This is a genomic window from Geodermatophilus obscurus DSM 43160 (assembly GCF_000025345.1).
GTDB lineage: Bacteria > Actinomycetota > Actinomycetes > Mycobacteriales > Geodermatophilaceae > Geodermatophilus > Geodermatophilus obscurus.
On the sequence record NC_013757.1, the window covers coordinates 5,102,929 to 5,129,589 of the forward strand.

General features: G+C 75.1%; 30 protein-coding genes and 1 riboswitch. Of the genes, 16 read left to right on the forward strand and 14 right to left on the reverse strand.

The window, feature by feature from the left end:
• Positions 1–67 precede the first annotated feature (67 nt).
• Positions 68–379: an acyl-CoA dehydrogenase family protein gene (locus GOBS_RS23955; protein ID WP_012950843.1), complete on the reverse strand. Its 312-nt coding sequence runs from the start codon at positions 377–379 to the stop codon at positions 68–70.
• Between the two features lie 159 nt (positions 380–538).
• On the opposite strand from GOBS_RS23955, the gene GOBS_RS23960 reads away from it, so the two are divergent.
• Genes GOBS_RS23960 through GOBS_RS29090 form a run of 4 tightly spaced genes read left to right on the forward strand, consistent with a single transcriptional unit; the run spans position 539 to position 2,371 of the window.
• A complete protein-coding gene (locus tag GOBS_RS23960) occupies positions 539–1,333 on the forward strand; it encodes a DeoR/GlpR family DNA-binding transcription regulator (protein ID WP_012950844.1) in 795 nt (264 codons plus the stop codon).
• Positions 1,330–1,707, forward strand: a complete 378-nt coding sequence (locus tag GOBS_RS23965; RefSeq protein WP_012950845.1) for a hypothetical protein — start codon at positions 1,330–1,332, stop codon at positions 1,705–1,707. Before GOBS_RS23960 ends, GOBS_RS23965 begins: the two co-directional genes overlap by 4 nt.
• A complete protein-coding gene (locus GOBS_RS29085) occupies positions 1,704–2,147 on the forward strand; it encodes an NUDIX hydrolase (RefSeq protein ID WP_243697769.1) in 444 nt (147 codons plus the stop codon). Before GOBS_RS23965 ends, GOBS_RS29085 begins: the two co-directional genes overlap by 4 nt.
• Positions 2,075–2,371 (forward strand): NUDIX hydrolase, encoded by a 297-nt coding sequence (locus GOBS_RS29090; protein WP_243697768.1) that lies wholly within the window; start codon positions 2,075–2,077, stop codon positions 2,369–2,371. Before GOBS_RS29085 ends, GOBS_RS29090 begins: the two co-directional genes overlap by 73 nt.
• Before the next feature lie 126 nt (positions 2,372–2,497).
• On the opposite strand, the gene GOBS_RS23975 is transcribed toward GOBS_RS29090, so the two are convergent.
• The gene (locus GOBS_RS23975; RefSeq protein ID WP_012950846.1) at positions 2,498–4,498 is read right to left on the reverse strand and encodes an acetoacetate--CoA ligase; all 2,001 of its coding nucleotides are present in this window, start codon (positions 4,496–4,498) and stop codon (positions 2,498–2,500) included.
• A 150-nt stretch (positions 4,499–4,648) separates the two neighbouring features.
• Between GOBS_RS23975 and GOBS_RS23980 the strand changes: the two genes are divergently transcribed.
• From GOBS_RS23980 to GOBS_RS23990, 3 genes are read left to right on the forward strand one after another with little or no spacing between them, the layout of a single operon-like run.
• Entirely contained in the window at positions 4,649–5,056 is a 408-nt protein-coding gene (locus tag GOBS_RS23980) for a DUF2237 family protein (RefSeq protein WP_012950847.1), read from the forward strand.
• A 14-nt stretch (positions 5,057–5,070) separates the two neighbouring features.
• Entirely contained in the window at positions 5,071–5,565 is a 495-nt protein-coding gene (locus GOBS_RS23985) for a glutathione peroxidase (protein WP_012950848.1), read from the forward strand.
• Entirely contained in the window at positions 5,562–6,293 is a 732-nt protein-coding gene (locus GOBS_RS23990) for a mycothiol-dependent nitroreductase Rv2466c family protein (RefSeq protein WP_012950849.1), read from the forward strand. The genes GOBS_RS23985 and GOBS_RS23990 overlap by 4 nt, the downstream gene beginning before the upstream one ends.
• Positions 6,294–6,394: 101 nt before the next feature.
• Here the strand turns inward: GOBS_RS23990 and GOBS_RS23995 are convergent, their stop codons facing one another.
• The 3 genes from GOBS_RS23995 to GOBS_RS24005 form a co-directional block, all read right to left on the reverse strand.
• Positions 6,395–7,345 carry an EamA family transporter gene (locus tag GOBS_RS23995; protein ID WP_012950850.1) on the reverse strand — a complete coding sequence of 317 codons (951 nt, stop codon included), beginning with the start codon at positions 7,343–7,345 and terminating at the stop codon, positions 6,395–6,397.
• 137 nt (positions 7,346–7,482) lie between these two features.
• Entirely contained in the window at positions 7,483–7,887 is a 405-nt protein-coding gene (locus GOBS_RS24000; protein WP_012950851.1) for a VOC family protein, read from the reverse strand.
• Positions 7,888–7,957: 70 nt separating this feature from the next.
• Positions 7,958–9,718, reverse strand: a complete 1,761-nt coding sequence (locus GOBS_RS24005; protein WP_012950852.1) for a BCCT family transporter — start codon at positions 9,716–9,718, stop codon at positions 7,958–7,960.
• Between the two features lie 194 nt (positions 9,719–9,912).
• On the opposite strand from GOBS_RS24005, the gene GOBS_RS24010 reads away from it, so the two are divergent.
• The 4 genes from GOBS_RS24010 (at position 9,913) to GOBS_RS24025 (ending at position 12,579) form a co-directional block, all read left to right on the forward strand.
• On the forward strand, positions 9,913–10,290 hold the full coding sequence (locus tag GOBS_RS24010) for a hypothetical protein (RefSeq protein ID WP_166487499.1): 378 nt from the start codon (positions 9,913–9,915) through the stop codon (positions 10,288–10,290).
• A gap of 22 nt (positions 10,291–10,312) precedes the next feature.
• On the forward strand, positions 10,313–11,116 hold the full coding sequence (locus tag GOBS_RS24015) for a thioesterase family protein (protein WP_012950854.1): 804 nt from the start codon (positions 10,313–10,315) through the stop codon (positions 11,114–11,116).
• A 75-nt stretch (positions 11,117–11,191) separates the two neighbouring features.
• The gene (locus GOBS_RS24020) at positions 11,192–12,097 is read left to right on the forward strand and encodes a mechanosensitive ion channel family protein (protein ID WP_012950855.1); all 906 of its coding nucleotides are present in this window, start codon (positions 11,192–11,194) and stop codon (positions 12,095–12,097) included.
• Positions 12,094–12,579, forward strand: a complete 486-nt coding sequence (locus GOBS_RS24025) for an Rv3103c transmembrane domain-containing protein (protein WP_012950856.1) — start codon at positions 12,094–12,096, stop codon at positions 12,577–12,579. Before GOBS_RS24020 ends, GOBS_RS24025 begins: the two co-directional genes overlap by 4 nt.
• A 4-nt stretch (positions 12,580–12,583) precedes the next feature.
• Here the strand turns inward: GOBS_RS24025 and GOBS_RS24030 are convergent, their stop codons facing one another.
• Entirely contained in the window at positions 12,584–13,600 is a 1,017-nt protein-coding gene (locus GOBS_RS24030; protein WP_012950857.1) for a zinc-dependent alcohol dehydrogenase family protein, read from the reverse strand.
• A gap of 166 nt (positions 13,601–13,766) precedes the next feature.
• Positions 13,767–13,883, forward strand: a riboswitch (SAM riboswitch).
• Between the two features lie 43 nt (positions 13,884–13,926).
• Here GOBS_RS24030 and GOBS_RS24035 point away from each other — a divergent pair.
• On the forward strand, positions 13,927–15,219 hold the full coding sequence (locus GOBS_RS24035; protein ID WP_012950858.1) for a bifunctional o-acetylhomoserine/o-acetylserine sulfhydrylase: 1,293 nt from the start codon (positions 13,927–13,929) through the stop codon (positions 15,217–15,219).
• A 1-nt stretch (position 15,220) separates the two neighbouring features.
• On the forward strand, positions 15,221–16,336 hold the full coding sequence (metX, locus tag GOBS_RS24040) for a homoserine O-acetyltransferase MetX (protein WP_012950859.1): 1,116 nt from the start codon (positions 15,221–15,223) through the stop codon (positions 16,334–16,336).
• 84 nt (positions 16,337–16,420) lie between these two features.
• Here the strand turns inward: metX and GOBS_RS24045 are convergent, their stop codons facing one another.
• A complete protein-coding gene (locus GOBS_RS24045; RefSeq protein ID WP_049788654.1) occupies positions 16,421–16,999 on the reverse strand; it encodes a gamma carbonic anhydrase family protein in 579 nt (192 codons plus the stop codon).
• A gap of 92 nt (positions 17,000–17,091) precedes the next feature.
• Between GOBS_RS24045 and GOBS_RS24050 the strand changes: the two genes are divergently transcribed.
• On the forward strand, positions 17,092–17,655 hold the full coding sequence (locus GOBS_RS24050; protein WP_166487500.1) for a YdeI/OmpD-associated family protein: 564 nt from the start codon (positions 17,092–17,094) through the stop codon (positions 17,653–17,655).
• A 25-nt stretch (positions 17,656–17,680) separates the two neighbouring features.
• On the opposite strand, the gene GOBS_RS24055 is transcribed toward GOBS_RS24050, so the two are convergent.
• From GOBS_RS24055 to GOBS_RS24080, 6 genes are all read right to left on the reverse strand, one after another.
• Positions 17,681–19,135: an APC family permease gene (locus GOBS_RS24055; RefSeq protein WP_012950862.1), complete on the reverse strand. Its 1,455-nt coding sequence runs from the start codon at positions 19,133–19,135 to the stop codon at positions 17,681–17,683.
• Positions 19,136–19,249: 114 nt separating this feature from the next.
• On the reverse strand, positions 19,250–20,257 hold the full coding sequence (locus tag GOBS_RS24060; protein WP_012950863.1) for a C40 family peptidase: 1,008 nt from the start codon (positions 20,255–20,257) through the stop codon (positions 19,250–19,252).
• Positions 20,258–20,454: 197 nt separating this feature from the next.
• The gene (locus GOBS_RS24065; protein WP_012950864.1) at positions 20,455–20,943 is read right to left on the reverse strand and encodes a hypothetical protein; all 489 of its coding nucleotides are present in this window, start codon (positions 20,941–20,943) and stop codon (positions 20,455–20,457) included.
• A 201-nt stretch (positions 20,944–21,144) separates the two neighbouring features.
• Positions 21,145–21,447 (reverse strand): hypothetical protein, encoded by a 303-nt coding sequence (locus GOBS_RS26925; protein ID WP_012950865.1) that lies wholly within the window; start codon positions 21,445–21,447, stop codon positions 21,145–21,147.
• 317 nt (positions 21,448–21,764) lie between these two features.
• Positions 21,765–23,156: a metallopeptidase TldD-related protein gene (locus GOBS_RS24075; protein ID WP_012950866.1), complete on the reverse strand. Its 1,392-nt coding sequence runs from the start codon at positions 23,154–23,156 to the stop codon at positions 21,765–21,767.
• Positions 23,153–24,667, reverse strand: a complete 1,515-nt coding sequence (locus GOBS_RS24080; RefSeq protein WP_012950867.1) for a TldD/PmbA family protein — start codon at positions 24,665–24,667, stop codon at positions 23,153–23,155. The genes GOBS_RS24075 and GOBS_RS24080 overlap by 4 nt, the downstream gene beginning before the upstream one ends.
• Before the next feature lie 90 nt (positions 24,668–24,757).
• Between GOBS_RS24080 and GOBS_RS24085 the strand changes: the two genes are divergently transcribed.
• Together GOBS_RS24085 and GOBS_RS24090 are read left to right on the forward strand one after the other, a co-directional pair.
• The gene (locus GOBS_RS24085; RefSeq protein WP_166487501.1) at positions 24,758–25,084 is read left to right on the forward strand and encodes a hypothetical protein; all 327 of its coding nucleotides are present in this window, start codon (positions 24,758–24,760) and stop codon (positions 25,082–25,084) included.
• Between the two features lie 47 nt (positions 25,085–25,131).
• The gene (locus GOBS_RS24090) at positions 25,132–25,950 is read left to right on the forward strand and encodes an MBL fold metallo-hydrolase (protein WP_012950869.1); all 819 of its coding nucleotides are present in this window, start codon (positions 25,132–25,134) and stop codon (positions 25,948–25,950) included.
• Positions 25,951–25,982: 32 nt separating this feature from the next.
• On the opposite strand, the gene GOBS_RS24095 is transcribed toward GOBS_RS24090, so the two are convergent.
• The gene (locus GOBS_RS24095) at positions 25,983–26,606 is read right to left on the reverse strand and encodes a TetR/AcrR family transcriptional regulator (RefSeq protein WP_041241664.1); all 624 of its coding nucleotides are present in this window, start codon (positions 26,604–26,606) and stop codon (positions 25,983–25,985) included.
• Between the last annotated feature and the right edge of the window lie 55 nt (positions 26,607–26,661).

The following is a 26,661-nucleotide window of genomic DNA, read 5'->3' on the forward strand; positions in this document are numbered from 1 at the left end:
GGCACGTGGTTATCGGGAGGAGAGCAAGGACGGTCGGGTGGCCGGCCCGATCCCGCCTCCCGCGGCGTCAGGCGAGGGGCGAGCGAGGGAGCAGGCGGTCGCTGACGGTGCAGTACTCGAAGGCGCCCAGGCCCAGCCCGCCGTGCTCGGCCGGGACGGTGATGCCGAAGTACCCGAGCTCGGCCAGCCGGGCCAGCAGGGCCGCCGGGATCAGGCCCTTCTGCGGATCGAGCTCGTTGGCGACCGGCAGCACCTCGTCCATGGCGAAGCGACGGGCCTGCAGCTGCAGCGCCTCGCGATCCGGCGTGTGCCAGGGCGGCAGCAGGGCGGGCGGCGGGAGCTCGAGCAGCTCGGTGGGGCGGTCCTGGGTCGACGTCATTGTCGTGGGGCCTCTCCTGGGCGGCAGGCGATCTCGGTCCACCCTGCGGCTGGCCGCGGGACGCCGCACGGCACACCGGGGCAGGAGTGACGGGGCACTCAGCCAACCGACTTCACAAGTACTTCACGTATCTCACATGTGCCTGGTAGAACTGTCGCCGTGACCGACCGCCTCGACGTGACGCTCCGCCTGGTCCGCAACGCCGGCCGGGCGTCGCTGACCGACCTCGCGTCCCGGCTGGGCGTCTCCGAGATGACCGTGCGCCGCGACCTCGACACCCTGCAGGCGCGCGGTCTGGTCGAGCGCGTGCGCGGCGGCGCGGTCGCCGTCGCCGAGCCGGAGAGCGCCGCCGGGTTCGCCGCCCGCGCCGGCTGGCAGGCGGGCCTCAAGGACCGGATCGGCCGGGCCGCCGCCGCGCTGGTCGAGTCGGGCGCGACCGTCCTGCTCGATGCCGGGACGACGACCGTGCACGTCGCCCGGGCGCTGGCCGGCCGCGCCGCCGCCGGCGAGGGACCGTTCACCGTCGCCGTCCTCAGCCTGCCCGTGGCCGACGCCCTGGCCGACCGGCCCGGCGTCCGGCTGCTGGTCGTGGGCGGTGAGTCCCGGCCCGGCGAGCGCAGCCTGGCCGGGCCGCTCACCGCCACGGTGCTGCGGCAGCTCACCTTCGACCTGTTCGTCATGTCGATCGGGGCGGTCAGCGCCGAGGCCGGCTGGTCGGAGTTCACGCTCGAGGACGCCGCGGTCAAGCAGGTCGCCCTGCAGCAGGCCCGCAGCAGCCTCGTCGTGGCCGACGCCTCGAAGCTGGGCGTCCGCGCCTTCGCCTCGGTCGCCCCGCTGGACGCGGTCGGACGGCTGGTCACCGACCGCAGCGCCCGCGACCCCCAGCTCACCCCCGCGGCGCAGGACACCCTCGCCGCCCTCGAGAACGCCCACGTGGAGGTGCTGTGCGCATGACCGTGCCGGACCCGTTGATGATCCTGGTGGCCGGCCCCTACCGCGGGGGCACCGGCGACGACCCCGACCTCATCGCGGCCAACCACCGGGCCATCCAGCGCGCCTGCCTGGAGCTCTTCCGCGCCGGTCACCTCGCCGTCAACGGGGAGGACCTCGCGCTCCCGCTGGCCGCGCTGGCCGGGTCGGCGCGGGTGGGAGACGCCGCGTTCGACGAGGTGTTCCACCCGATGGGACGGCGGCTGGTGGCCCGGGTGGACGCCGTCCTCCGGTTGCCGGGCGCCTCGGCCGGGTCCGACGAGATGGTCGCCCTGGCCCGCGCCCGGGGCGCCGCGGTCTACACCAGCGCCGACGAGGTGCCGGCGGTGGCGCGGTGACCACCGTGGGCGTGCCGGGCGTCGACGTCCCCGACGCCCGGGGACGGACCGGGCTGGACCGCGTGGGCCGTGACCTCACCGGCAACCCGGACGTCGTCGTCCGCGACGTGGAGCTGCTCGCCAGCGGCTGGCACGTGCTCCGGCGGACGACGTTCGAGCAGCGCCGCCGCGACGGCCGGTGGACCACCGAGCGGCGGGAGACCTACGACCGCGGCAACGGCGCGACCCTGCTGCCCTACGACACCGCGCGGCGGACGGTGCTGCTCACCCGGCAGTTCCGCTTCCCCGCCTACGTCAACGGCTCCCCCGACGGGATGCTGGTCGAGGCCCCGCCGGGCTGCTCGACGACCAGGACCCCGCCTCCGCGATCCGCCGGGAGGCCGCCGAGGAGCTCGGTGTGGCGGTGGGCGCGCTGGAGCACGTGTTCGACGTCTTCATGAGCCCGGGGTCGGTGACCGAGCGGCTCTCCTTCTTCGCCGCGCCCTGCACCCCGGCCGACCGGGTGTCGGGCGGTGGCGGGCTCGCCGAGGATGGCGAGGACATCGAGGTGCTCGAGCTGGACGTCGACGAGGCGCTGGCCATGGTCGACGACGGCAGGATCGCCGACGCCAAGACGATCATGCTGCTGCAGTGGGCGGTGCTGCGCGGACCGTTCCGCTCCTGAGCCGTCCCCTCAGCCCGGCCGGGCGGTGGGGCGCTTCGCCGGGACGTGCGCCGAGTGCGACGAACCCGTGCCCATCGAGCGCTGATCGCCACGGGTTCGTCGCACCCAGCGGGGTGGGTGCGGACATCAGCGCGCCCCGCGCTCCCGGGCCAGCCGGACGTAGTGGTCGACCGCGGCGGGGTCGTCGACCGCGCCGACGTTGAGGGCCCTGGCCGGGTCGACGCCCTGGAAGAGCCGCTTGAGCGGGACCTCCAGCCGCTTGCCGGTGCGGGTGTGCGGCACGGCGGGGACGACGAGCACCTCGTCGGGCACGTGCCGCGGGCTGGCCTGGCTGCGGATCGCGGCCTTGATGCGGCCGATGAGCTCGTCGGTCAGCTCCTCGCCGTCCGCCAGCTGGACGAACAGCGGCATCCAGTAGCCGCCGTCGCGCTGCTCCACGCCGAGGACGACGCAGTCGAGGACCTCCGGGATCGACTCGACGGCGGCGTAGATGTCCGCCGTCCCCATGCGGACGCCGCCGCGGTTGAGCGTGGAGTCCGAGCGGCCGGTGATGATGCAGGTGCCGCGCTCGGTGATCTCCATCCAGTCGCCGTGCCGCCAGACGCCGGGCCAGGGCTCGAAGTAGGCCTCGCGGTAGCGGGTGCCGTCGGGGTCGTTCCAGAAGTACAGCGGCATCGTGGGCATCGGCTCGGTGATCACCAGCTCGCCGAGCTCCTCGGTGACCGGCCGGCCCTCCTCGTCCCAGGCGGCCGCGGCGACGGCGAGCATCGGCCGCTGCAGCTCACCGGCGGTCACCGGCAGCAGCAGCGAGCTGCCGATGAAGCCGGTGGCCACGTCGGTGCCGCCGGACAGCGAGCCGAGGAAGACGTCGGGCCCCACGGCGTCGTAGACCCAGGAGAAGGCCGAGGCCGGCAGCGGTGAGCCGGTGGAGCCGATGGACCGCAGCGCCGCCAGGTCGTGGGTCTCCCCCGGCCGGATGCCGGCCTTCTCGCAGGCGGTGAGATAGCCGGCGCTGGTGCCCAGGTAGGTCATGCCGGTCCGCGCGGCGAGGGCGAACTGCGCGTCGACCGCGGGGTACGCGGGCGCCCCGTCGTACACGACGACCGTGGCACCGCACAGCAGCGCCGACGTCGAGATGTTCCACATGATCCAGGCGGTGGAGGCGTACCAGAAGAAGCGGTCGCCGGGCCCGATGTCCATGTGCAGGCCGGCCTGCTTGCGCTGCTCGAGGACGACGCCGCCGTGGCCGTGCACGATCCCCTTGGGCAGCCCGGTCGTGCCCGAGGAGTAGACGATCCACAGCGGGGCGTCGAAGGGCAGCGGCTCGAAGACCGGTTCCTGGGTGTCGGCGACCGCGTCGGCCCAGCTCATCGCGCCGTCGGGCAGCTCGTCGGGGAACAGCCGGGGGACGGCGATCGTCGCGCGGACGCCGGGGAGCGCCGTCCGCAGCTCGGCGACGACGTCGCGGCGGTCGTACTCCTTGCCGTTGAACCGGTAGCCGTCGACGGCGACGAGCACGGTGGGCTCGATCTGGGCGAAGCGGTCCAGGACGCTGCGGGTGCCGAAGTCCGGCGCGCACGAGGACCACACCGCGCCCACGGCGGCGGCGCCGAGGAACGCGACGACCGCCTCGGGGACGTTGGGCAGGTAGCCGGCCACCCGGTCGCCGCGCTGCACGCCGAGCCGGCGCAGCGTAGCGGCGAAGGCCCCGACCTGTCCGCGGAGCTGCGCCCAGGTGGTCTCGACGGGCTCGGTGTCCTCGGCGACGGCGATCAGCGCGGGGCTGCCCGGGTCGACGGCGCCCTCGTCCGCGTGCCGGAGCGCCTGCTCGGCGTAGTTGACCGTCGTCCCGGGGAACCACTCGGCGCCGGGCATCTGACGGCGGGTGAGCACCCGGTCGTCGGGGACGCCGGGCAGCACGCCGGACCAGTCGGCCACCTCGGCCCAGAACTGGTCGAGGTGCTCGACCGACCACCGCCAGATCGCGTCGTAGTCCGGCGGGTCGCCGAAGTCGATCCCGCGCCGGGTGGCCACCCGGTCGGCGAACTGGGCGAGGCGGGTGGCCCGGATCGACTCGGGCGTGGGCCGCCAGAGGACCTCCGGTTCGACAGACGTGTCAGCGCTCACAGCAGCACCTTGCCACCCCCGCGGCGGCCTGTCGTAGAGCACCGGTGGTGCACGTACCGCGAATCTCGGCCGGTGGGTCCACGAGGCGTGCACGAACCGCGCCGGGGGCCGGAGAGCGCGCACGGGCTGCCCGCAGCAAGATGGACTCCCATGAGCGAGCCGGAGGCGGACGTCGAGCGCAACGTGCTCGGCGGTCTGCTGCAGCCTTGCAGCACGGACCCGCTCACCGGCTACTACCGCACCGGCGTCTGCAGCAGCGGCCCCGAGGACGTCGGCAGCCACACCGTGTGCGCCGTCGTTTCGGCGGAGTTCCTGGACCTGCAGCGCCGGCTGGGCAACGACCTGTCCACCCCGCGGCCGGAGTACGGCTTCCCCGGCCTGCGCCCCGGGGACCGCTGGTGCGTGGTGGCCGTGCGGTGGATGCAGGCCTACCAGGCCGGCGCCGCATCGGGCGTCGTCCTGGCCGCCACCAACGCCCGGGCGCTGGAGGTCGTGCCGCTCGAGGCGCTGCGGCAGCACGCGGTCGACGTCCCCGACGACCTGAGCGGCCTGGATTGAGCCGAGGAGACGACGTGAGCGGCCTGCTGGACACCCCCTTGACCACCCTCCAGGGCGAGCCGACCACCCTCCGGGCCCTGACCCGTGGCGGCGCCGCCCTCGTGGTGAACGTCGCCAGCCGGTGCGGCCTCACCCCGCAGTACACCCGGCTGGAGGCGCTGCAGCGGGAGTACGGCGCCCGGGGCCTCACGGTCGTCGGGGTGCCGTGCAACCAGTTCGCCGGCCAGGAGCCGGGCACGGCCGAGGAGATCGCCGGGTTCTGCTCGGCGACCTACGGCGTCACCTTCCCCATGACGGAGAAGCTCGACGTCAACGGCCCGGGTGCGCACCCGCTGTTCCAGCGGCTCAGCGAGGCGCCGGACGCCTCCGGTGAGGCCGGCGACGTGCAGTGGAACTTCGAGAAGTTCCTGCTGGACACCGACGGCGAGGTCGTGGCCCGGTTCCGCCCGATGACCCAGCCGGACGCCCCCGAGGTCCGGCACGCGATCGAGGAGGCCCTGCACCGGTGAGCAGCCCGACCCCGCACGCCGACCTGCTGTTCTGGTTCGACCCGGTCTGCCCCTTCGCCTGGATGACCAGCAAGTGGGTGCGGATGGTCGCCGAGCAGCGCGAGTACCGCGTCGAGTGGCGGCTGATCTCGCTGCGGCTGCTCAACCGGCACGTGGACTACGACGCGCAGTTCCCGCCCGAGTACGAGGCCGGGCACACCTCCGGGCTGCACCTGCTCCGGGTCGCCGCCCGCGCCCGCGCCGAGCACGGCCCGCAGGCGCTCGACCCGCTCTACGCGACCCTGGGCCGGCACGTCTTCGAGGACCCGGCGGGCCAGCCACCGCCCGAGCGGGCCACCAGCCGGGCGTTCCTCGAGCAGGTCCTCGCCGAGGCCGGGCTGCCGGCCGACCTCGCGGCCGCCGTCGACGACGGGTCGTGGGACGCCGAGATCCAGGCGCAGACCGACGCCGCGCTGCAGCTCACCGGCAAGGACGTCGGGACGCCGATCCTGCAGTTCCGCCCGCCGGAGGGGGCCTCGTTCTTCGGCCCGGTCATCAGCCGGCTGCCGAGCCCGGAGGACGCCGTCGTGCTGTGGGACCACATCGTCGCCCTCGCCGGCTTCCCGGGCTTCACCGAGCTCAAGCGCAGCCTGCGGGAGCGACCGCAGCTGCCGGCCTTCGGCGTGCGCCCGGGCGAGGCCGGACTGCAGGAGGACTGGCACGGGGGGAGCCGCCGCCAGCACCGCTGAGCGGGCGCTCGGCGGCCCCGACCGGCGCGACCGAGGTGAGCTGCGAGAGCTCAGGGCGAGACCCGGGACGGACCCGGGCCCGATCTCACCGGGGTCCTCTCTCAGGCGGGCGCGGGAGCCGGCTCGGGCACGGGCGCGGGACGGCGCGCCGTCCGGGCGGTCTGCGCCAGCCCGATCCCGGTGAGGACGACGACGCCGCCGAGCACCTGCCACCCCGACAGCACCTGCTCCACCCACAGCCAGGCGACGCCCGAGGCCAGCACCGGCTCCACCGTGGCGACCAGCCCGGCCGTCGTCGGCGGCAGGTGCCGCAGCGCCGCGAGCGACAGCCAGAACGGCAGCACCGCCCCGAGGACGGCGATCCAGCAGACCAGCACCCACAGCGGTACCTCGAGGGAGCCGAGGGAGACCGGCACGGAGGTACCCAGCACCACGGGGTCGAACGGCCAGAACGGGGCGGCGACCGCCCAGAACAGCGCGGCCGCGACGAAGGTCCAGCAGGTGAGCGCCACCGGGTCGCGGGTGCTCGTGCCCCGCTCCCCCATCAGGTAGTAGGTGGCCAGGCACACCGCCGCCCCGAGGGCCGCGGCCACGCCGCCCGCGTCGAGCGAGCCGCCGCCGCCGCGCCAGACCTCGGCCACCAGGGCCAGCCCGGAGAGCGACAGCCCCAGCGCGGCCCACAGCCGGCGGCGGACCCGCTCCCCGCGCACCAGCCACACGTAGAGCGCGATGAGGACCGGCGCGGTCATCTCGAAGACCAGCGCGATGCCGACCGGCAGCCGGCCGATCGCGACGTAGTACAGGTACTGGGTCAGCGCGACGCCCACCACGCCGAACGCCGCCAGGAAGGGCACGTCCCGCCAGGACACCCGCAGCCGCCCCGGCGCGACGACGGCCAGGACGGCGAGCAGGACGACCGCGGCCCCGCCGCAGCGCAGCGCGGTCAGCCACGGCGCCGGGACGCCGGCCTGCAGGGCCAGGGTGGAGACCGTGCCGTTGACGGCGAACAGGCCCGCCGCCGCGATGGTCAGGGTGTAACCGAGGCGGGGCACACGGCCGACGGTAGCGACCGTCGTCCCCCGAGCCCCCTACCGGGGGGTGGGATCACCCGCTGCCGGACGAGATCGGCGCTCCCGCACGGTCCCCATCGCGGGAGCGTGCGGGATCGGCGATGTCGCCACGAGCGGGGTCACCGCACGGCGGCGGGGTCCATCCAGACGACCTCCCAGACGTGGCCGTCGGGGTCGGTGAAGCTGACCCCGTACATGAACCCGTGGTCCTGCGCCGGCTGCCACGGCCGCCCGCCGGAGGCCAGCGCCCGCGCCAGCAGGTCGTCGGCCTCCTGGCGGCTCTCGGCCGACAGCGCGTTGAGCACGGTGGTCGCCTTCGCGGGGTCCCCGATCCCCGCGCCGTCCGGGACGAAGTCGGCGAACCGGTCGCGGGTCAGCAACATCACCACGATGTTGTCCGCGACGACGACCGCCGCCGTCCGCTCGTCGGAGAACTGCTCGTCGAAGCCGAAGCCCAGGCCGCCGTAGAAGACCTTGGCCGCGGCCAGGTCGCTCACGGGCAGGTTGACGAAGATCCAGCGCACGGCGTGCCTCCCGGCGTCGCGGGGGCCCGGTCGGCCCCGTCGCGGGTAGGACGGGGTCGGCCGGCCGAACTCATCGGCCGCCGTCGGGGACCCGCGCGCCCGCGTCGGGGATCGGCGAGCCGACGTCGCGCACCGTCCGGTCGCCGCCGGAGCCGCGGTGCTCCGCGGCCGGCCGCGGGGTGGTGCCGATGGCGGTGTCCGGGATGCCGTCGCGGTCGGCGTCCGGCGCCGGCTCGACCACCAGCACGAAGTCCTCGCCGTGCCTGGTGATGCCGTCGACGACGGCCTGCTCGACCGCCTCCGCGGCGGCCGTGCGCCGCAGCACCACCGGATCGGAGCGCACGTCCCTGGCCAGCGCCACCGCCAGTCCCGCCATCACCAGGGCGAACGGCAGCGCCGCGATGATCGTCAGGTTCTGCAGGCCGGTGAGCGCCTCGTCCCCGCCGACGAGCAGCATCACCAGCACGGTCATCACCGTGGCGAGCGGGAACGTCTCCAGCACGCCGAACAGCTGCCCCTCGGCCGTCGCCTGACCGGCGACGTCGGCCCCGCTGCGCTGCGCGGCGATCCCGGCCCCACCGAAGACGGCGAACCAGACCAGGCTCACGACGCTGGGCACCAGCAGCACGCCGGTGACGAACTGGCGGATGGTGCGGCCGCGGCTGATCCGGGCGATGAACAGCCCGACGAACGGTGTCCAGCTGATCCACCAGGCCCAGTAGAAGACCGTCCAGCCGCGCAGCCACTCGGCCGTGGCGTCGCCGCCGCTTGCCTCGGTGCGCGCGGCCATCTCGCCCAGGTCCGCGAAGTAGTTGCCGATGGCGGCCGGCAGCAGGTTGAGGATGAAGATTGTCGGGCCGACGACGAAGACGAACACGGCCAGGACGACGGCCAGCACCATGTTGGTGTTGGCCAGCCACTGGATGCCCTTGGCGATGCCCGACACCGCCGAGGCGACGAAGGCCGCGGTGAGCACCGCGATGATGAGCACGAACAGCCCGTTGCCGAGGTCCCCGGCCCAGCCCAGGATCTCCATGCCGCTGCCGATCTGCAGCGCCCCCAGCCCCAGCGACGCCGCCGAGCCGAACAGCGTGGCGAAGATCGCCAGGACGTCGATGACCTTGCCGGCCGGCCCCTCGGTGCGCTGCCGGCCGAACAGCGGGGCGAACGCGGCGCTGAACAGCTGACGCCGGCCGCGCCGGAAGGTGCCGTAGGCGATGGCCAGGCCGACGACGGCGTAGATCGCCCACGGGTGCAGCGACCAGTGGAACAGCGTGGTCGCCAGCGCCGTCTGCAGGGCCTCGGGCGTCTCGGCGGCCACGGTGCCCGGCGGCGGGGAGACGTAGTGCGACAGCGGCTCGCTGACGCCGAAGAACATCAGCCCGATGCCCATGCCGGCGCTGAACATCATCGCCACCCAGGACACCGTGCGGAACTCCGGCGCCTCGTCGTCCCGGCCGAGCGGGATGCGGCCGTACTTCCCCGCCGCGAGCCAGATCACGTAGACGACGAAGGCGGAGGCCAGCAGCACGAACAGCCAGCCGAGGTTGGTCTCCACCCACTCCAGTGCGGTGCCGCTGACCGAGCCCAGGCCCTGCGGGCTGGCGAAGCCCCAGGCGACGAAGGCCAGGGCGACGACGGCGGCGACCCCGAAGACGACCCGGTCCAGGGAGCCGCCCCGGTCGGCCGGCGACGGCGGCGGTGGGGCGACGGCGGGGTGGGCCTGCGCGGCCCCGGACGTGCTCGCGTGTGCAGGTGGAGTGGTCAGGATGGTGCGCGCCGGTACCGGCGCTCCTCCCTCTCCTCGCTCGACGACAGGCCCCTTCGGCACCTGGGGTGCCGGACGGCAACCCGTCCACCGTCCGGATGCCGCGGGACGGACGCAAGCTCGCCGTGACCTGGGCGAGACCGCCCGCGGGGACGGCCGGGTGCAGTGTGCCCGCCGCCGGAGCCGGGCACACAGGGCGGACGGGGTGCCCGCCCGGACGGGACGGCGGCACCGCGACGGAGGAGGGGCACCGAACCGTGAGCGAGCCGCGTCCGCCCTGGTCAGCGCGCCGGCGGAGGCTCCTGCTGTGGTTGGCGGTGGGCGCCGTCCTCGGTGGGCTGGGCGCTGTCGGCCTGCCCGGCGAGTGGGGGGTGACGGCGGCGTTCCTCGGCGCGTTGTGCGCCTTCCTCCTGGTGGTCGCCCTGGTGGTGTTCATCACCGTCCCGGGGCCGGACACCCTGGGCACGCTGTTGCGCACCGCACCGCTGGCCGGCGCGGTGCTCGTGGTCGCCGTCCTGCTGGTGCTGTCCAACCCGACCGGGTCGTCACTGCGCTGGTTGTGGGTGGTCGCCGCGGTCGCCGCCGCGGCGTGGACGGCGTTCGCCGTCTGGGAGACCCGCCGCTCCGGCGGCTGACCGCGGCGGCAGACTGCCCGACGTGACCGCCGGCCTGCCCACCGCCCTCTACGTGCCCGACGGCGACGGCTTCGCCGCCACCGACCTGACCATCGGGCCGTGGGACCCGGGGCTGCAGCACGCCGGGCCGGTCGCGGCGCTGCTGGCCCGGGAGGCCGAACGGGTCACCGAGATCCCCGACGGGCAGACCGTGCGGCTGGCCTTCGACATCCTCGCGCCGGTGCCGGTGGGTCCGGTGCAGGTCACCGCCCGGCTGCTGCGGCCGGGACGGCGGATCGAACTGGTGGAGGCGGTGCTGACCGCGGAGCCCTCCCCCGCCCACCCCGCGCGGCCGCTGGTGCGGCTGACCGCCTGGCGGATGCGGACCTCCCCCGTCGAGGGGACGCCGGAGGCCGGCGTCCCGCTGCCCGCGCCGGAGGAGAGCCGCCCGGAGACGGCGGCCTTCTTCACCACCGACGTCGCCTACCACCGGGCGCTGGACTGGCGCTTCGCGCACGGCTCGTTCAACGCCCCCGGGTCGGCCGCCGCGTGGACCCGGCCGCTGTGCACCCTGGTCGAGGGCGAGCCGATCAGCCCGCTGCAGCACCTGCTGGTGATGACCGACGCGGCCAGCGGCATCTCCGCCGTCCTGGACTGGCAGCGGGCCACCTTCGCCAACGTCGACCTCACCGTCGCCCTGGTGCGGCCCCCGGCCGGGGAGTGGCTCGCCGCGGACGCCGTCACCACGGTCGGCCCCTCCGGCGCCGGGCAGTGCTTCGCCGACCTCTACGACGCCACCGGCCGCATCGGCCGCTCCGCGCAGGCGCTGTTCGTCGCGCCGCGCTGACCGAGCCGGCACCGGGTCGGCACGGGCCGGGACCGGGTTGGCGCCGCCGACGTCCGCCGTGGAGGCTGGGGACCGATGGAACCGCTGGACACGCTGCTGACCTGGCTCGCCGGGCGCGGGCTGGAGATCGTCCTGCTCATCCTGGGGTCGGTTCTGCTGGCCCGGTTCGTCGCCTGGGTCGGCGAGAAGATCACCGACCGCATCGACGCCCGTGCCACCGGCGGCGACGCCTTGGTGCGCTCGGAGGCCGCCAAGCACCGGCACTCGCTGACCCAGGTGATCACCTGGACGCTCATCGTGCTGATCTACGCGGTCGCGGTCTTCGCCGTGCTGGACCGGGCCGGCATCCCGATCGGCGGGCTGGTCGCGCCGGCGACCGTGCTCGGTGTCGGGCTCGGCTTCGGCGCCCAGCGGATCGTCGGCGACGTGCTGGCCGGCTTCTTCATCATCACCGAGCGGCAGTACGGCTTCGGGGACGTCGTGTCGATCCAGGTGGTCGGCGGGGTCGAGCCCGCCGAGGGCACGATCGAGGACGTCACGCTGCGGGTCACCCGGCTGCGGTCGGCCAACGGCGAGGTCGTCACGCTACCGAACGGGCAGATCGTCAAGGTCACCAACCTCTCCCGCGACTGGGCCCGCGCCGTCGTCGACGTCCCGGTCCCGACGACCGTGGACGTCAACCGGGTCAACGAGATCCTCAAGGAGGTCGGCGCGGAGGCCTTCCACGACCAGCGGCTGCGCCCGCTGCTGCTCGACCCGCCCAGCGTGATGGGGGTGGAGACGATCGACCTCGAGCAGGTCAACGTCCGCATGGTGGCCCGCACGCTGCCCGGCAAGCAGTTCGAGGTCGGCCGCGACCTGCGCGCCCGCGTCGTCCTGGCGTTCCGGCGGGAGGGCCTCAACGTCCCGTCCCCGACGGCGGCCCCGCCGGCCGGTGAGCTGACCGCCTCCGCCCCGCCCGCCGGGGACGGTGTGCGGTGACCGCCCCGGAGACCAACGGCCCCGGCGAGCCGACCCGCCAGGTGTCGGTGAGCACCGCGCCGCCCCCTGCCCCCCGCCGCTGGTGGTCGGCGGTGCCCCACCACCTCGGCCGCGCCCGCACCTCGACCGTCGTCCTGGCCCTGCTGTTCGTCGGCGTCTACACCCTCTACCTGCACGTCCGCCCGCCGGACCCGGTCGTCGCGCCGGCGCAGGAGTCGACGGTGCAGACGCCGGTGACTCCTGCCCCGGCGGAGCCGGCGGAGACCGCCGAGCCGACCCCGCCGGCCGCCACGTCGGCGCCGACCACGACGGCCGACCCCGGCTCCGCGCCGCCTGCGGGGACGACCGGCGAGGAGGCCCCGGCGGAGTCCGCTGAGCCGGCACCGACCACGGCCGGGGACGGGACGAGGACGCCGGCGCCCCCGACCGCCGCGCCGACCGCGACCGCGGCGCCGACGGCGACCGCCGCGCCCGGGACCTGACCGGTCAGAAGCGGGTGACGACCGCGATCCCCGGGTCGCGGCCCACCGCAGCGATGGCGGCGCCGGCCTCGTCGAGGGCGAGCTGCCGCGTGACCAGCGCCTGCGGCCGCAGCCGGCCGGCGGCGATCAGCCCGAGCAGGGCGGGATAGGTGTGGGCGGCCATGCCGTGGCTGCCCAGCACCTGCAGCTCCCGGGCGACGACGAGGTCCATGGGGACCGCCGGGCGGCCCTGGGCAGGCGGCAGCAGCCCGACCTGCACGTGCCGGCCCCGCGGCCGCAGGCACCGGATGGAGTTCTCGCAGGTGACGGCCGCACCCAGGGCGTCGAGGGAGACGTGCGCGCCGCCGGCGGTCAGCTCGGGGATCACGGCCGGTTCCGCCACGGTGTGCTCGGCGCCGAGGTCGGCGGCCAGCCGCAGGGCCGCCGGTGAGACGTCGACGGCGACCACCCGGGCGCCGGCGGCCACCGCGACCTGCACCGCCGAGAGCCCGACCCCGCCGCAGCCGTGCACGGCCACCCACTCGCCGGGCTGCACCCTCGCCACCTGGACGACCGCGCGGAAGGCGGTGGCGAAACGGCAGCCGAGGGCGGCGGCGGTGGCGGCGTCGAGCCCGTCGGGGAGGGCGACGAGGTTGACGTCGGCGGCGTCGAGCGCCACGTACTCGGCCATCGAGCCCCAGTGCGTGAAGCCGGGCTGGGTCTGCCGGGTGCAGACCTGGTGCTCGCCGGCGGCGCACTGGGCGCAGCGGCCGCAGGCGTTGACGAACGGGACGGTCACGCGGTCGCCTCCCCGCCAGCGCCGGACGTCCGCCCCGACGGCGGCCACGGTGCCGGCCAGCTCGTGCCCGGGCACGTGCGGCAGGACGACGTCCGGGTCGTGGCCCTGCCAGGCGTGCCAGTCGCTGCGGCAGACGCCGCTGGCGCCCACCCGGACGACGACGCCGCCGGGTGCCGGGTCGGGCGCGGGGACCTCCCGCACGGTCAGCGGGCCGCCGTAGGTGTCGAACAGCAGTGCGCGCACCCCGGCAGCCTCTCCCAGGCCGCTCCCCGCCCTGCAGGCGTGTCCGCGCCGACCGTCCTCGCCCCTGACGCCCGGGCTCCTGCCGTCCGGCGGGGAGGCCTGGCGGCGTCCACTGCACGAGACGCGCTGTTCCGCGGAGGACGGCGGCCTGCCTAGGATCACGCTGGCTCACGAGAGGCAGTGACAAGCACCTGGCTGGCTGCCCGGCAACCTCTACTCCGTCTGAGGTGCTCCCAGGGGAAGAGCCGGCCGGACGGCGCCCGCCGCCCGGCAAGGACGGAGCTCTCGCGCGCCGCGGGTCCTCCGCGAGGAAGAGGAGACGGCGCATGAGCGACCCGCAGAGCTGGAGCTTCGAGACCCGGCAGATCCACGCCGGCACCAGCCCCGATCCCACGACCGGCGCCCGCGCCCTGCCGATCTACGCGACGACGGCCTACCAGTTCCGCGACAGCCAGCACGCCGCGGACCTGTTCGCGCTGGCCGAGATGGGCAACATCTACACGCGCATCATGAACCCGACGCAGGACGCGCTCGAGCAGCGCGTGGCCTCCCTGGAGGGCGGGGTCGCGGCGCTCGCGGTGGCCAGCGGGCAGTCCGCCACGACGCTGGCGATGCTCAACGTCGCCGAGGCAGGCGACCACGTCGTGGCCTCCGCCTCCCTCTACGGCGGCACCTACAACCTGCTGCACCACTCGCTGCCCAAGCTCGGCGTCACCGTCTCCTTCGTCGAGGACCCCGACGACCCGGAGAACTGGCAGTCGCTGGTGCGGGACGACACCCGGGCGTTCTTCGGCGAGTCGATCGGCAACCCGAAGGGCGACGTCCTCGACATCGAGACCGTCGCCGGGGTGGCCCACCGCAACGGCGTGCCGCTGATCGTGGACAACACCATCGCCACGCCGTACCTGATCCGGCCGCTGGAGTCCGGCGCGGACGTCGTCGTCCACTCCGCCACCAAGTACCTCGGCGGGCACGGCACGGTCATCGCGGGGGTGATCGTCGACGGCGGGACGTTCGACTGGACCCGCGGCAGGCACCCCATGTTCACCACGGCCGACCCGACGTACCACGGCGTGGTGTACGCCGACCTGGGTGCGCCGGCGTACGCGCTCAAGGCCCGGGTGCAGCTGCTGCGCGACCTCGGACCGGCCGTCTCGCCGTTCAACGCGTTCCTCGTCGTGCAGGGCATCGAGACGTTGTCGCTGCGGATGGAGCGGCACGTGCAGAACGCCCAGCGGGTGGCCGAGTTCCTCGAGGCCCGCGACGAGGTGGACCGGGTCAACTACCCGGGCCTGCCCTCCTCGCCCTGGCACGCGGCGAAGCAGAAGTACGCGCCCCGCGGCGCCGGCGCGGTGCTCACCTTCGAGCTGCACGGCGGTCGCGAGGCCGGCCAGCGGTTCGTCGAGGCCCTGGAGCTGCACAGCCACGTGGCCAACATCGGCGACGTGCGCAGCCTGGTCATCCACCCGGCCTCGACGACGCACTCGCAGCTGACCCCCGAGGAACAGCTGACCACCGGTGTCACGCCGGGCCTGGTGCGGCTGGCCGTCGGCCTCGAGGGCATCGAGGACATCCTCGCCGACCTGGAGTCCGGCTTCCGCGCCGCGAAGGGGGCCTGAGGTGGGCGGGGCCCGGGTCTCCTCCTGGGCCCCGCCACGGCTCGGGGGCTGGCGCGAGGGGGACCCGGTCGGCGACCGGCGCTTCCTCGACCTGCCCGGGCCGTTGCGGCTGGAGCGCGGCGGCGAGCTGCCGGCGGTGCGGGTGGCCTACGAGACGTGGGGGACGCTCGCGCCCGGCGGCGGCAACGCCGTCCTCGTCGAGCACGCGCTGACCGGCGACAGCCACGTCGCCGGCCCTGCGGGCCCCGGGCACCCGACGCCGGGCTGGTGGGACGAGCTGGTCGGCCGCGGGGCGCCGCTGGACACCGACCGGCTGTTCGTCGTCTGCGCCAACGTCCTGGGCGGCTGCCAGGGGACGACGGGGCCCTCCTCGGCCGCGCCCGACGGGCGCCCGTACGGCTCGCGGTTCCCCGCCGTCACGGTCGCCGACCAGGTGCGGGTCGAGGCCGCGCTCGCCGACGCGCTGGGCATCCCCCGGTGGACGGCGGTCCTCGGCGGGTCGATGGGCGGCATGCGGGCGCTGGAGTGGGCGGTGGCGCTGCCCGACCGGGTGGAGCGGCTGCTCTTCCTCGCCTCCGGCGCCGCCGCGACCGCCGACCAGGTGGGCACCCAGACCACCCAGCAGGCCGCGATCCGCGCCGACCCCGCGTGGGCCGGCGGGGACCACCTGCCCGGCGACGGGCCGGTCGCCGGGCTGGGCATCGCCCGCCGGATCGCGCACCTCACCTACCGCAGCGGTCAGGAACTCGATGCCCGCTTCGGCACCGCGGTGCAGGACGACGGCCGCTACGCCGTCGCCTCCTACCTCGACCACCACGCCGACAAGCTGGCCCGCCGGTTCGACGCCGGCAGCTACGTGGCGCTCACCGAGGTCATGAACTCCTGGGACGTCGGCCGCGGCCGCGGCGGGGTCCGGGCGGCGCTGGACCGGGTCACCGCGCGCACCGTCGTCGCCGGTGTCGACACCGACCGGCTGTACCCGCTCGCACTGCAGCAGCAGGTGGCCGACGCCCTCGGCGTCCCGCTGCAGGTGATCAGCTCCCCGTACGGGCACGACGGCTTCCTGATCGAGGCCGACGCCGTGGGTGCCCTGGTCCGGGACCTGCTGACGACGTGACCGGCCGGGCTTGCGCAACCCGTCGCCCGGTCGCTCGCCTGGCGTGCCCCGAGTTCGCGAAGGGCTCGGGGCGAGGGTCCGCCCTCAGCCCGTCGCGTCGCCGGGCGTCTGTCCCGCCGGCGGCAGCGGGGTGCGGACCACCGGGCGCACCTGGCGCGCCTCGGGGAGCCGGTCGGTGTAGCTGGCCGCGTTGCCGCGGATGTGCAGCGCGTCGTCCTCGGTCGCCTGCCGGAGGACCTTCGCGGGGACGCCGGCCACCAGCGAGCCCGGGGGCACCTGCGTGCCCTGGGTGACGACGGCGCCCGCGGCGACGATGGAGCCCGAGCCGATGTGGGCGCCGTTCAGGACGACGCTGCCCATGCCGACCAGGACGTCGTCGTCGATGCGGGCCCCGTGCAGGACCACGCGGTGCCCGACGGTCACGCCGCGGCCGACGACGAGCGGGAAGCCGGGGTCGGAGTGCAGGGTGCTGCCGTCCTGGATGTTGGAGCCCTCGCCGATCTCGATCACCTCGGCGTCGGCCCGCGCGACAGCGCCGTACCAGATGCTCGACCGCGGGCCCATCGTCACGGCGCCGACCACGACGGCCGTCGGCGCGACGAACGCCTCCTCGTGGATCTGCGGGGACCCGAAGGGCAACTCGGCGATGTAGTTCTCGGACACGGGCGACAGCACAGCACAGGCGCGTCAGCGCCGCACCGCCGGAGGGGATCCCGCGCCGGCGACCGTGGACCGCGACGTGCACCGCCGCCAGGATGGCCGCCGTGACGCTGCCGACCGACCTGCCGGTGCTGGCCTTCGCCGACCAGGCGGCGCTGGAGGAGTGGCTCGAGGCCGAGCACGCGACCGCCCCCGGGCTGTACGTGCGGCTGGCGAAGAAGGGGTCCGGCGTCCCCTCGGTGACCCACGCAGAGCTGGTCGAGTCCGCGCTCTGCTCCGGCTGGATCGACGGGAGGTCGCAGCGGCTGGACGAGACCTCCTACCTGCAGCGGATCACGCCGCGCCGGCCGCGCAGCGTCTGGTCGCAGGAGAACGTCGCCGCGGTCGAGGCGCTCACCGCCGCCGGCCGGATGCGCCCGGCCGGGTCGGCGCAGGTCGAGGCGGCGCGGGCCGACGGTCGCCGGGAGCGCGCCTACGCCGGCCCGGCCACGATGACCGTCCCCGACGACCTCGCCGCCGCGCTGGCCGCCGTCCCTGTCGCGCAGCAGGCCTTCGACGGCCTCGACGGCCGCAACCGCTACGCCCAGAAGGACCCTCCTGCCCCCCTCCGCTCGCAGGCTCGCGACGGGACCCTGCAGGAGGGCCGCAGACCGTACTGAGCGCTCAGGCCGCCGTCCGTACCGGTCACCCGACCTGCGGTCGCTCGTCCCAGAACCGCGCGTCGCGCCGTCGCCACACCAGCATGAGGACGACGCCCGCGGCCATGATCGCCACGCCGATGACCAGCGGTGGCCCGAGACCGAGCCAGGCCTGGCCGGTGTAGCTGTTGGCCGGGTCGGCGAGGTCGCGGACCGAGAGCACGAGCAGCCAGAGCAGCATCCCCGCACCTGCCAGCGGCCCGACGCCGAGCAGCAGCAGGTCGCGCAGGCTGCGGGTCAGTCGCCGGCGGAAGTACACGGCGCAGGCGATGCCGGTCATCGCGTAGTACAGCGCGATGAGCAGCGAGAGCGCGGTGATCGAGTCGAACAGCGCGTTCTCCGACACCGCGCCGACGCCGAGGTACCAGACCACGGCGATGCCGGCGACCCACCAGGTCGAGACGTCCGGGGTCCGGTGGCGCGGCGAGATCGACCCGAACCGGGCCGGCAGCGCCGCCCGCCGGGCCATCGACAGGCCGGTCCGGGAGGCCGGGATGATCGTCGTCTGCGTGGAGGCGATCGCCGAGGTGGCGACGGCGAGCAGCACCACCCAGTCCCAGCCGCCGAGCACCTGCTCGGACAGCAGCGCGAGGACCGCCTCCTCCTCGTCGGCGTTCTCCGCCAGGTACTCGGTGCCGGCGAAGCAGACGACGGCGACCGCGGCGCCGAGGTAGGTCAGCAGCAGGACGACGGTCGACAGCACACCGGCCCGTCCGGAGACGGCGGTGCTCCCGCGCGTCTCCTCGGTCAGGTTGACCGCCGACTCCCACCCCCAGTACGCGAAGACGCCGAGCAGCAGCCCGCCGGTCAGCGCCGCGCCGCCCGCTCCGAACGGGTCCAGCCAGGACCACTGGGGGGTCAGCGCGCCGAACGGGCTGTCCCCGCGGACGCCGCGCACCAGCGCGACGGCGGCGAAGACCGCCAGCGCCGCGGTCTGCGCGATGATCAACGCGTCCTGCACCCGCACGGACAGCTCCGTGCCCAGCACGCACAGCGCCGCCATGGCCAGGACCAGCAGCACGCTGAGCCCGAGGACGACGGGCGTCGAGGACTCCCAGCCGTCGAGCCCGGCCGCGAGCAGGGTGAACCGGACGCCGACCTCGGCCAGCGAGCCCACCACCAGGACGCCGGTCATCGCGATCGCCCAGCCGCCGATCCAGCCGGCCCACGGGCCCATCGCGCGGGTGACCCAGGAGAACGTCGTCCCGCAGTCGGGGTCGGCGCGGTCCAACGCGGCGAACGCGACCGCGATGAGCAGCATCGGCACGAAGGAGGCGAGCAGCACGCCGGGCGCGTGCACGCCGACCAGCGCGACGACCGGCCCGATCACCGCGGCCAGCGAGTAGACGGGCGAGGTCGAGGCGAGGCCGACGACGAGGGCGCCCCCGAAGCCGATGGCGTCGGGACGCAGGGTGGGCGGGGACTCCGCAGCCGCGGTCACGGGCCGCGACGCTACGGGCGCCGCCGCCCGCGCTGCCGTCGGCCCCTGCAGCAGGAGGACCCCGTCCTCCTCACCCCTCGCGAGCTCGGGGCGAGCCTCGGGACGGGGCCGCCTTCACAGGATGCGGCGGGCCCCGGCGTAGTCGCCGATGTCCACGGTGGTCACCGCGACCGGCATGTGGAAGTCGCGGGCGTGCACCATCTTGCCGCCGCCGACGTAGATGCCCACGTGGTAGACGGGCGAGCCGAAGAAGACGAGGTCACCGGGCTGCAGGTCGCCGCGCGAGACCGCCGTGCCCATCCGCGACTGCGCCCGGCTGGAGTGCGGCAGGGAGACGCCGACGGCGGCGTAGGCGTAGCTGGTCAGCCCCGAGCAGTCGAAGCCGTTGGGCCCGGAGCCACCCCAGACGTAGGGGTCGCCGACCTGGGCGAGGGCGGCCGCGAGGACGCCGCCGACGTCGCCGCTCGGAGCGGCGGCCACGACCGCGTCGACGTCGGCGGTCAGCGCAGGTCCGGCGGTCGTGGTGCGGACGGTGGCCTGCTCGGCGGCCGAGAGGCTCGCGTAGTCGCGCTCGTACTGCTCCCGCCGCGTCTGCACCTCGGCCCGCTGGCGCTCGAGCTCGGCCAGGGTGGCGGTGGCGGCAGCGGCAGCCGCGTCGGCGTCGGCGCGGGTCTGCTCGGCCGCACGCTGGGCCACCGACACCTCGGCGAGCAGACCCTCGGTGTGGGCGGCGATGAGGTCCAGCGTGGTCATCTGCTGGACGACGTCCGCCGCGGAGTCGGAGGTGAGGAGGGCAGCCATCCGGGACTGCGTCGTGCCGGCGCTCTGCGCGATGGCCGCCAGCTGCGGGCCGTAGCCGGCGAGCACGGCCTCGGCCTGGGACGCCCGCCCCGCGGCGTCGGCCGCGGTCTGCTGCTGCGCGGCGACGGTCAGCTGGGCCTCGTGGACCTGCTCGTCGAGGGTGGCCACCTGCTTGCTCGCCTCGGCGACCAGCCGCGAGGCGTCGTCCGCGGACGAGGGGGCCGCGCCCGCGGTGGCCGGGGTCAGCAGCACGGCGACAGCGGCGGCGGCAGCCAGCGTGGCGCGCGACCATCGTCGGCTCGTCGTCCGGTTGCGGCCCATGACCGGCCCCCTCTCGCCGCGCCCCGCCCCGGGGAGGAGGCGGTGTTCCGAGCGCGTGAGCACGCACGGTAAGTATGACGCGACATGCGGTAGGGGACGGCGCGCGGGCTGGAGCGCAGGGCGGTCGACTCAGTCGTCACACGGACCCCGACGGTCCCGTGTGCCGCAGCAGGACCCCGTCCTGTCGGGGGTGTGGGCTACCGCCGGCGCGGCGGGGCGGAGCCCGAGGGCGTGCGGTCGGGTGCGAGGGGGACCAGCCGGTCGGCGACCGCACCGGTCACGAAGGAGTAGACGGCCTTGCCCCCGATGTCGACGACCTGGTCCTGGCGCGACCACGTCCACGGCGGCGCGCCCACGCCGGTGGCGTTCTCCAGGGTCTGGTCGGTGGCCAGCCGCACCGACGTGTGCCAGGCCGAGGCGCGCCAGCCGCGCAGCCCGCTGGCCGACCACACGCCCCGCAGGGCGCCGACGAGCGCACCGGTGCCCCAGTGCATGAGGTGGTTGCGCACGGGCGGGCGCACGGACCCCGGCAACCGACGACGCGTGGTCAGCGCCGTGAGGGTGCGCCCGGGCACGTAGGAGTTCGGTCGGTGCGTCACCGACTGCTCGACCTTCTCGGCGAGCGTCATGGCCGCGGTGCCGGCGAGACCGGCGAGGGCGCCTCGGAGGGCAGCTCGTCCCAGCATGGACCGGCCCTACCCGGGCAGAGGTGCGGCAGAACCGCGGCCCGGCCCCGCGAGTGCGGAGCCGGGCCTGGTGACGTACGGGAACGGCCACCTCTCAGGGTTCCGCGCCGAGCCCCGACGGCCCCCGTGCAGGGTCCCGCCGCGAGCCTGCGAGTGGCGGGGGGCACGGGGGTCCTTCAAGGGGGGAGAGGTGGTCCTGCTTCAGCCGGCGAGGGGCTCCGGGGCGTCGAGGCCGGCGACCACCTGCAGGTCGCGGACGACGGCGCTGAGCTCGTCGGCGGTCCACGGCTCGCAGCAATCGCAGCCGCCCTCGCGGTGGCTGACCAGGCCGATCAGTCCCTGGGCCTGGTCCTCGGCGATGGCCAGGTTCCCGGCCGACGGATGGCGGTGGCAGGCGCACGCCGAGACGCACAGGCCCAGGCCCCAGCCGGACACCACGACGGCGTTCCCGTCGTCCCACACCCTGCCGACCTGGAAGACCGACGGCTTCTGAGTCCTCGTCACGGGACCCCTCCCCTCACCGGTCCGGCTGCGCCGGAGCCCATCTGCGGTCGGGCGGGGAAGTCCCCACCCGGTGCACGCTTCGGCGTGCGAGCGAGGTGTGGAGCTGGAGGTCCCCACCGCGCATGACAGAGGGTAGGTGGACAGACGCGCACGGTCATGACGCCATGCGGAACCCCTGTGACGGACCGGTCACCCCGCCCCACGGGACCCACACGTCCCACCCGTGCGGTCGCGCGGGACCGCCGGACGCCCGAGTGGCGAGTTGCCGTGATCTCCGGTCACCGACACCACGGCATCCCGCCACTCGACGGGAGTGCCTAGCTGGCGGGCGACACCGAGCTCATGTTGAAGTCCGGCACCCGCACGGCCGGCATCGCGGCGCGGGTGAACCAGTCGCTCCACTCGCGGGGCAGGGTGCGCTCGGTGCGGCCGGCCTGGGTGATCCGGCCGAGCAGGTCCACCGGCGACTCGTTGAACCGGAAGTTGTTCACCGCGCCGCTCACCTCCCCGCCCTCGACGAGGAAGACGCCGTCGCGGGTGAGGCCGGTGAGCAGCAGCGTCTGCGGGTCGACCTCGCGGATGTACCAGAGGGTGGTCAGCAGCAGGCCGCGGTCGGTGGCCGCGACCATCTCCTCCAGCGACTCCGTGGCGCCCGGCTGCTCGAGGACGAGGTTGTCGACGGTCGCGGTGGCCGGTGCGGTCGTCTTCAGCGCCCAGGCCCGCGGCCGGATCAGGTTGGCCAGCACGCCGCCGGAGATCCACTCGACCGCCGGCGTCGCCATCCCGTTGTCGAACACCGAGGCCGCGCCGGACGAGCCGCTGACCACCTGGAACGGGCACGCCTCCAGGCCCGGCTCGAACGGGTCGCTGCGCAGCGTCAGCGGCAGCGCGGACAGCCGCTCGCCGATGCGGTTGCCGCCGCCCGGCCGGGCGTAGACGTTGCGGCCCTCGTCGGCGTCGCGGGCCTCCATCGTCCAGTGGGCGTAGATCATCAGGTCGCTGACCGCCGAGGGCGGCAGCAGGGTCTCGTAGCGCCCGGCGGGCAGGTCGATGCGGCGCTGCGACCAGCCGAGCCTGCGCTGCACGTCGCCGACCAGGTCGGCCACCGACACGTCGGCGAAGTCGCGGGTGCCGACGCCGGCCCACACCGAGCGGCTCATGTCGCCGCTCTTGCCGTTGAGCTCCACGCGGCCGCTGGGCTGGTCGTGCCGCAGCCGCAGCCCGGTCGACGTCCCGAGGTAGGTGGTGGCCATGCCGTGCTCGGCGAAGCCGAACAGCAGCTCGCCGTGGTCGCGGGCGCCGCCGAAGGCCTCCCCCAGCGCCGGCGCGAAGTCGCGGAAGACGCCGATCGAGGTCCCGGCGGGATCGGCGTCCCAGTCGCCGGCGCCAGGCGGGGTCTCGGTGACCAGCGGGACGGCGTCCTCGGCCGGGCCGGCGTCGCGCGCGGCCTGCTCGCTGGCGGCCACCAGCTCCCCGACGTCCGGGCTGCCCGTGCGGGCCACCGTGCCGGCCGCCATCCCGGCGCCGCCGTCGACGAAGGACACGACGACGACCTGCCGGGAGCGCATCGAGCCGTTGGTGGTCAGGCTGTTGCTCGCCCAGCGGAGGTTGGCCGCCGAGCTCTCCACGACGAAGGCGACCTGCCCGTCGGCGGTGGAGGCGGCCAGCGCCTTCTCGACGACGTCCTGCGGACGGTCCCACGAGCTCATCGTCCCGCCTCCTGCGCCGTGTTCAGGATGTTCACGTTCTCGAAGAGCGCCACCGGGCAGCCGTGGCTGACCGGGGCGACCTGCCCGGGCTGACCCTTGCCGCAGTTGAAGGCGCCGCCGAGCCGGTACGTCCGGGGGCCGCCGACGACGCGCATCGAGCCCCAGAAGTCCGTCGTCGTCGCCTGGTAGGCCACGTCGCGGAGCTGGCCGGCCAGCTTGCCGCCCTCGATGCGGTAGAAGCGCTGGCCGGTGAACTGGAAGTTGTAGCGCTGCATGTCGATCGACCAGCTCTTGTCGCCGACGACGTAGATGCCGCGTTCGACGCCGGCGACGAGCTCGTCGGTGGTGGGGCCGTCGGGCGCCGGCTGCAGCGAGACGTTGGCCATCCGCTGCACCGGCGTGTGCTGCGGCGAGTCGGCGAAGGCGCAGCCGTTGGAGCGCGCCATGCCGCCCATGCGCGCCGTGTTGCGGTCGACCTGGTAGCCGACCAGCACGCCGTCCCTGACGATGTCCCACTGCTGACCGGCGACGCCCTCGTCGTCCCAGCCGATCGTCGACAGCCCGTGCGGGGCGGTGCGGTCGCCGGTGACGTTCATGATCTGGGAGCCGTAGCGGAGGGTGCCCAGCTTGTCGACGGTGGCGAACGAGGTGCCGGCGTAGGCCGCCTCGTAGCCGAGCGCCCGGTCCAGCTCGGTGGCGTGGCCGATGGACTCGTGGATGGTCAGCCACAGGTTCGACGGGTCGACGACGAGGTCGTAGCGGCCGGCCGGGACCGAGGGCGCCTTGGTCTTCTCGCGCAGCAGCTCGGGGATCTCGGCGATCTCGCCGCGCCAGTCCCAGCCGGTGCCGGTCAGGTACTCCCAGCCGCGGCCGGCCGGCGGGGCGATGGTTCGCATGCTCTCGAACGCGCCGGTGGTGCGGTCGACGGTGAGCGCGGTGAGGGCGGGGTGGATGCGCACCCGCTGCTGGCGGGCACGGGTGCCGGCGGTGTCGGCGTAGTACTTCTGCTCCTTGACCGCCTGGCAGACCGTCTCCACGTGCTCGACGCCGTCGGCGGCCAGCAGCTGCTCCGACAGCTCGGTGAGCAGCCCGGTCTTCTCGGCGTCGGGGACCTCGAACGGGTCGACGTCGTAGTCGGACACCCAGGTCGCGTCGGAGTACACCGGCTCGGGCGCCAGCTCGACGCGGTCGCTGTTGACCGCCGCCGACACCTGCGCGACGGCGATCGCCTCCTCGGCCAGCCGGACGGCCTCCGCGGCGGTGAGGACGACGCCCGCGGCGAACCCCCAGGTGCCCTCGTGGACCACGCGCACGGCCAGGCCGAGGTCCTCGCCGTCGGCCAGGGACTCCAGCCGGGCGTCGCGCAGGCTGATCGACTGCGTGCGGATCCGCTCCACCCGGATGTCGGCGTGCTCGCAGCCCAGGTCGAGGGCCCGGGTGAGCGCGGCGTCGGTCAGCGCGGAGAGCGGGAGGGCGAGGAAGGACGCGTCCACGTCGCGGGAGGCAGCCACCGCCCCTGTCTACCAGCGTGGGCGACACGGTCCGCGCCGGGCCCGAGGGTCCGCCGCCTGGTGCGGCAGCGGCGCCACTAGCCTCGCGGGGTGCTCCGATGCCGCGTGTGGGCCGTCCCGGCGGCGGTGCTCACGCTCGCCGCCTGCGCGGGCGGTGGACTGGACCGGCCGTCGACCGAGGCGTGCGACGCCGTGACCGCCTGGATCGACGCGGGGGGCCCGGCCGACCAGCGGGCCGAGGTCACCCAGCGGGTCGGCGACCTGCTCGGGCAGTCGGACTCGACACCGCTGACCGACCCCTACGAGCGGTTCCGGGACACCCGGGAGGAGGACCTCGACCACGCCGCGGTCGTCGAGGCGGGCGCCAACTTCCTCCGGGCCTGCATCGACCACGGCTGGGAGCCCGCCGAGGGCTGACCCGCGGCACCGCGTGGCCGCGGAGCAACCGGGGTAGACGCCAGCGCATGGCCGCCCCCACCCCGCCGTCCCCTGCCGGCGACGTCACGCTGACCTTCGGCGGGAACGCCACCACGCTGCTGCGGCTCGGCCCGTTCACCCTGCTCACCGACCCGAACTTCCTGCACCGCGGCCAGCGCGCCTACCTCGGCAAGGGGCTGTGGACCAAGCGGCTCACCGAGCCCGCGCTGCAGCCCACCCAGCTGCCGGCGCTGGACTCGATCCTGCTGTCGCACCTGCACGCCGACCACTGGGACCGGATCGCCACCCGCACCCTCGACCGCGACACCCCCGTGATCACCACCCAGGCGGCTGCCCGCGCGCTGGGCCGCCGTGGGTTCCGGGAGACCGTCGACCTCACGCCCTGGCAGCGGCACGAGCTCAGCCGGGACGGCGCGACGCTGCGGATCACCTCGGTCCCCGGCGCCCACGGCCCCGGCCCGGTCGCGAAGCTGCTGCCGCCGGTGATGGGCAGCGTGCTGGAGCTGCTGCGCGACGGCGAGGTCGGCTGGCGCGGCTACATCAGCGGCGACACGGTCTTCCGGCCGGAGCTCGGCGAGGTGCTGGAGCGCTGCGGGCCGCTGGACGTCGTCATCCCGCACCTCGGCGGCACCAGGGCGCTCGGGTTCACCGTCACCATGGACGGCCGGCAGGGCGCCGACCTGGTCGAGCTGCTGAAGCCGCCGGTCACCGTGCCGGTGCACTACGACGACTACGACCGGTTCGCCTCGCCGCTGGGCGACTTCGTCCGCGAGGTGGCCGCCCGCCGCGCACCCGGGGAGATCCGCGCGGTGCAGCGCGGCGAGACGATCTCACTGCGGTCCTGACCGGACGGGCAGGACGCGGGAACACACCCGGGTCATGCCGTCGCTGCGGGCAGCGACCAGCCCGCGGCCACCGAGCGGGCGGCCCGCTGCTCGTCGTCGCCGGCCGCGACGAACAGTGCGGCCGCGACCGCCGGGGCGTGCGCGTCGAGGGCCTCGGCGGGGAGCACCCCGGTGATCACCAGCAGGATCAGGCCGTGGCCGGTGGCCCAGTAGCGCGTCGCGACCACCTCGGGGTCGCTGTCCGGCGCGAACCGCCCGGCTTCCCGGGCGCGGGCCGCGGCGTCGACCAACGTGTCGAAGGGCGCCGCCGCGGCGTCGGGGTCCTCCAGCTCGGCCGCAGCGTCGAACATGGCCCGGTAGAGGGCCGGTGTGGCCAGCGCGTTGGCCACGTAGGCCGCTCCGAGGGCGGCGAGGTCGCGGACCGGGTCGTCGCTCGCAGGGACCGTTCCCAGCCGCGCGGCCAGCCGGGTGAAGCCCTCCTGCCGGACGGCCCGCCACAGCCCTGGCATCCCGCCGAAGTGCGTGTACACGGCCATCGTCGAGGCCCCGGTGCCCTCGACCAGCGCGCGCAGCGTCACCGGCTCCCGGCGCGCCAGCATCTCGGCCGCCCGTTCGAGGAGGGCGGCGCGGAGGGCGGGCGAGGCGGTGCGGGGCACTTGCCCATCGTTCCATGACACCGCTATACATAACACCGTCATGGAACGAGCGGAG

Bases quoted from the DNA above. Each gene is read 5' to 3' on its own strand.
- GOBS_RS24065 (WP_012950864.1), bottom strand. From the start codon at position 20,943: ATGCTGGGACGAGCTGCCCTCCGAGGCGCCCTCGCCGGTCTCGCCGGC.
- GOBS_RS24020 (WP_012950855.1), top strand. From the start codon at position 11,192: ATGGAACCGCTGGACACGCTGCTGACCTGGCTCGCCGGGCGCGGGCTG.
- GOBS_RS24075 (WP_012950866.1), bottom strand. From the start codon at position 23,156: ATGAGCTCGTGGGACCGTCCGCAGGACGTCGTCGAGAAGGCGCTGGCC.
- GOBS_RS24090 (WP_012950869.1), top strand. From the start codon at position 25,132: ATGGCCGCCCCCACCCCGCCGTCCCCTGCCGGCGACGTCACGCTGACC.
- GOBS_RS24050 (WP_166487500.1), top strand. From the start codon at position 17,092: ATGGCCGCCGTGACGCTGCCGACCGACCTGCCGGTGCTGGCCTTCGCC.
- GOBS_RS24060 (WP_012950863.1), bottom strand. From the start codon at position 20,257: ATGGGCCGCAACCGGACGACGAGCCGACGATGGTCGCGCGCCACGCTG.
- GOBS_RS23955 (WP_012950843.1), bottom strand. From the start codon at position 379: ATGACGTCGACCCAGGACCGCCCCACCGAGCTGCTCGAGCTCCCGCCG.
- GOBS_RS24035 (WP_012950858.1), top strand. From the start codon at position 13,927: ATGAGCGACCCGCAGAGCTGGAGCTTCGAGACCCGGCAGATCCACGCC.
- GOBS_RS23980 (WP_012950847.1), top strand. From the start codon at position 4,649: ATGAGCGAGCCGGAGGCGGACGTCGAGCGCAACGTGCTCGGCGGTCTG.
- GOBS_RS23965 (WP_012950845.1), top strand. From the start codon at position 1,330: ATGACCGTGCCGGACCCGTTGATGATCCTGGTGGCCGGCCCCTACCGC.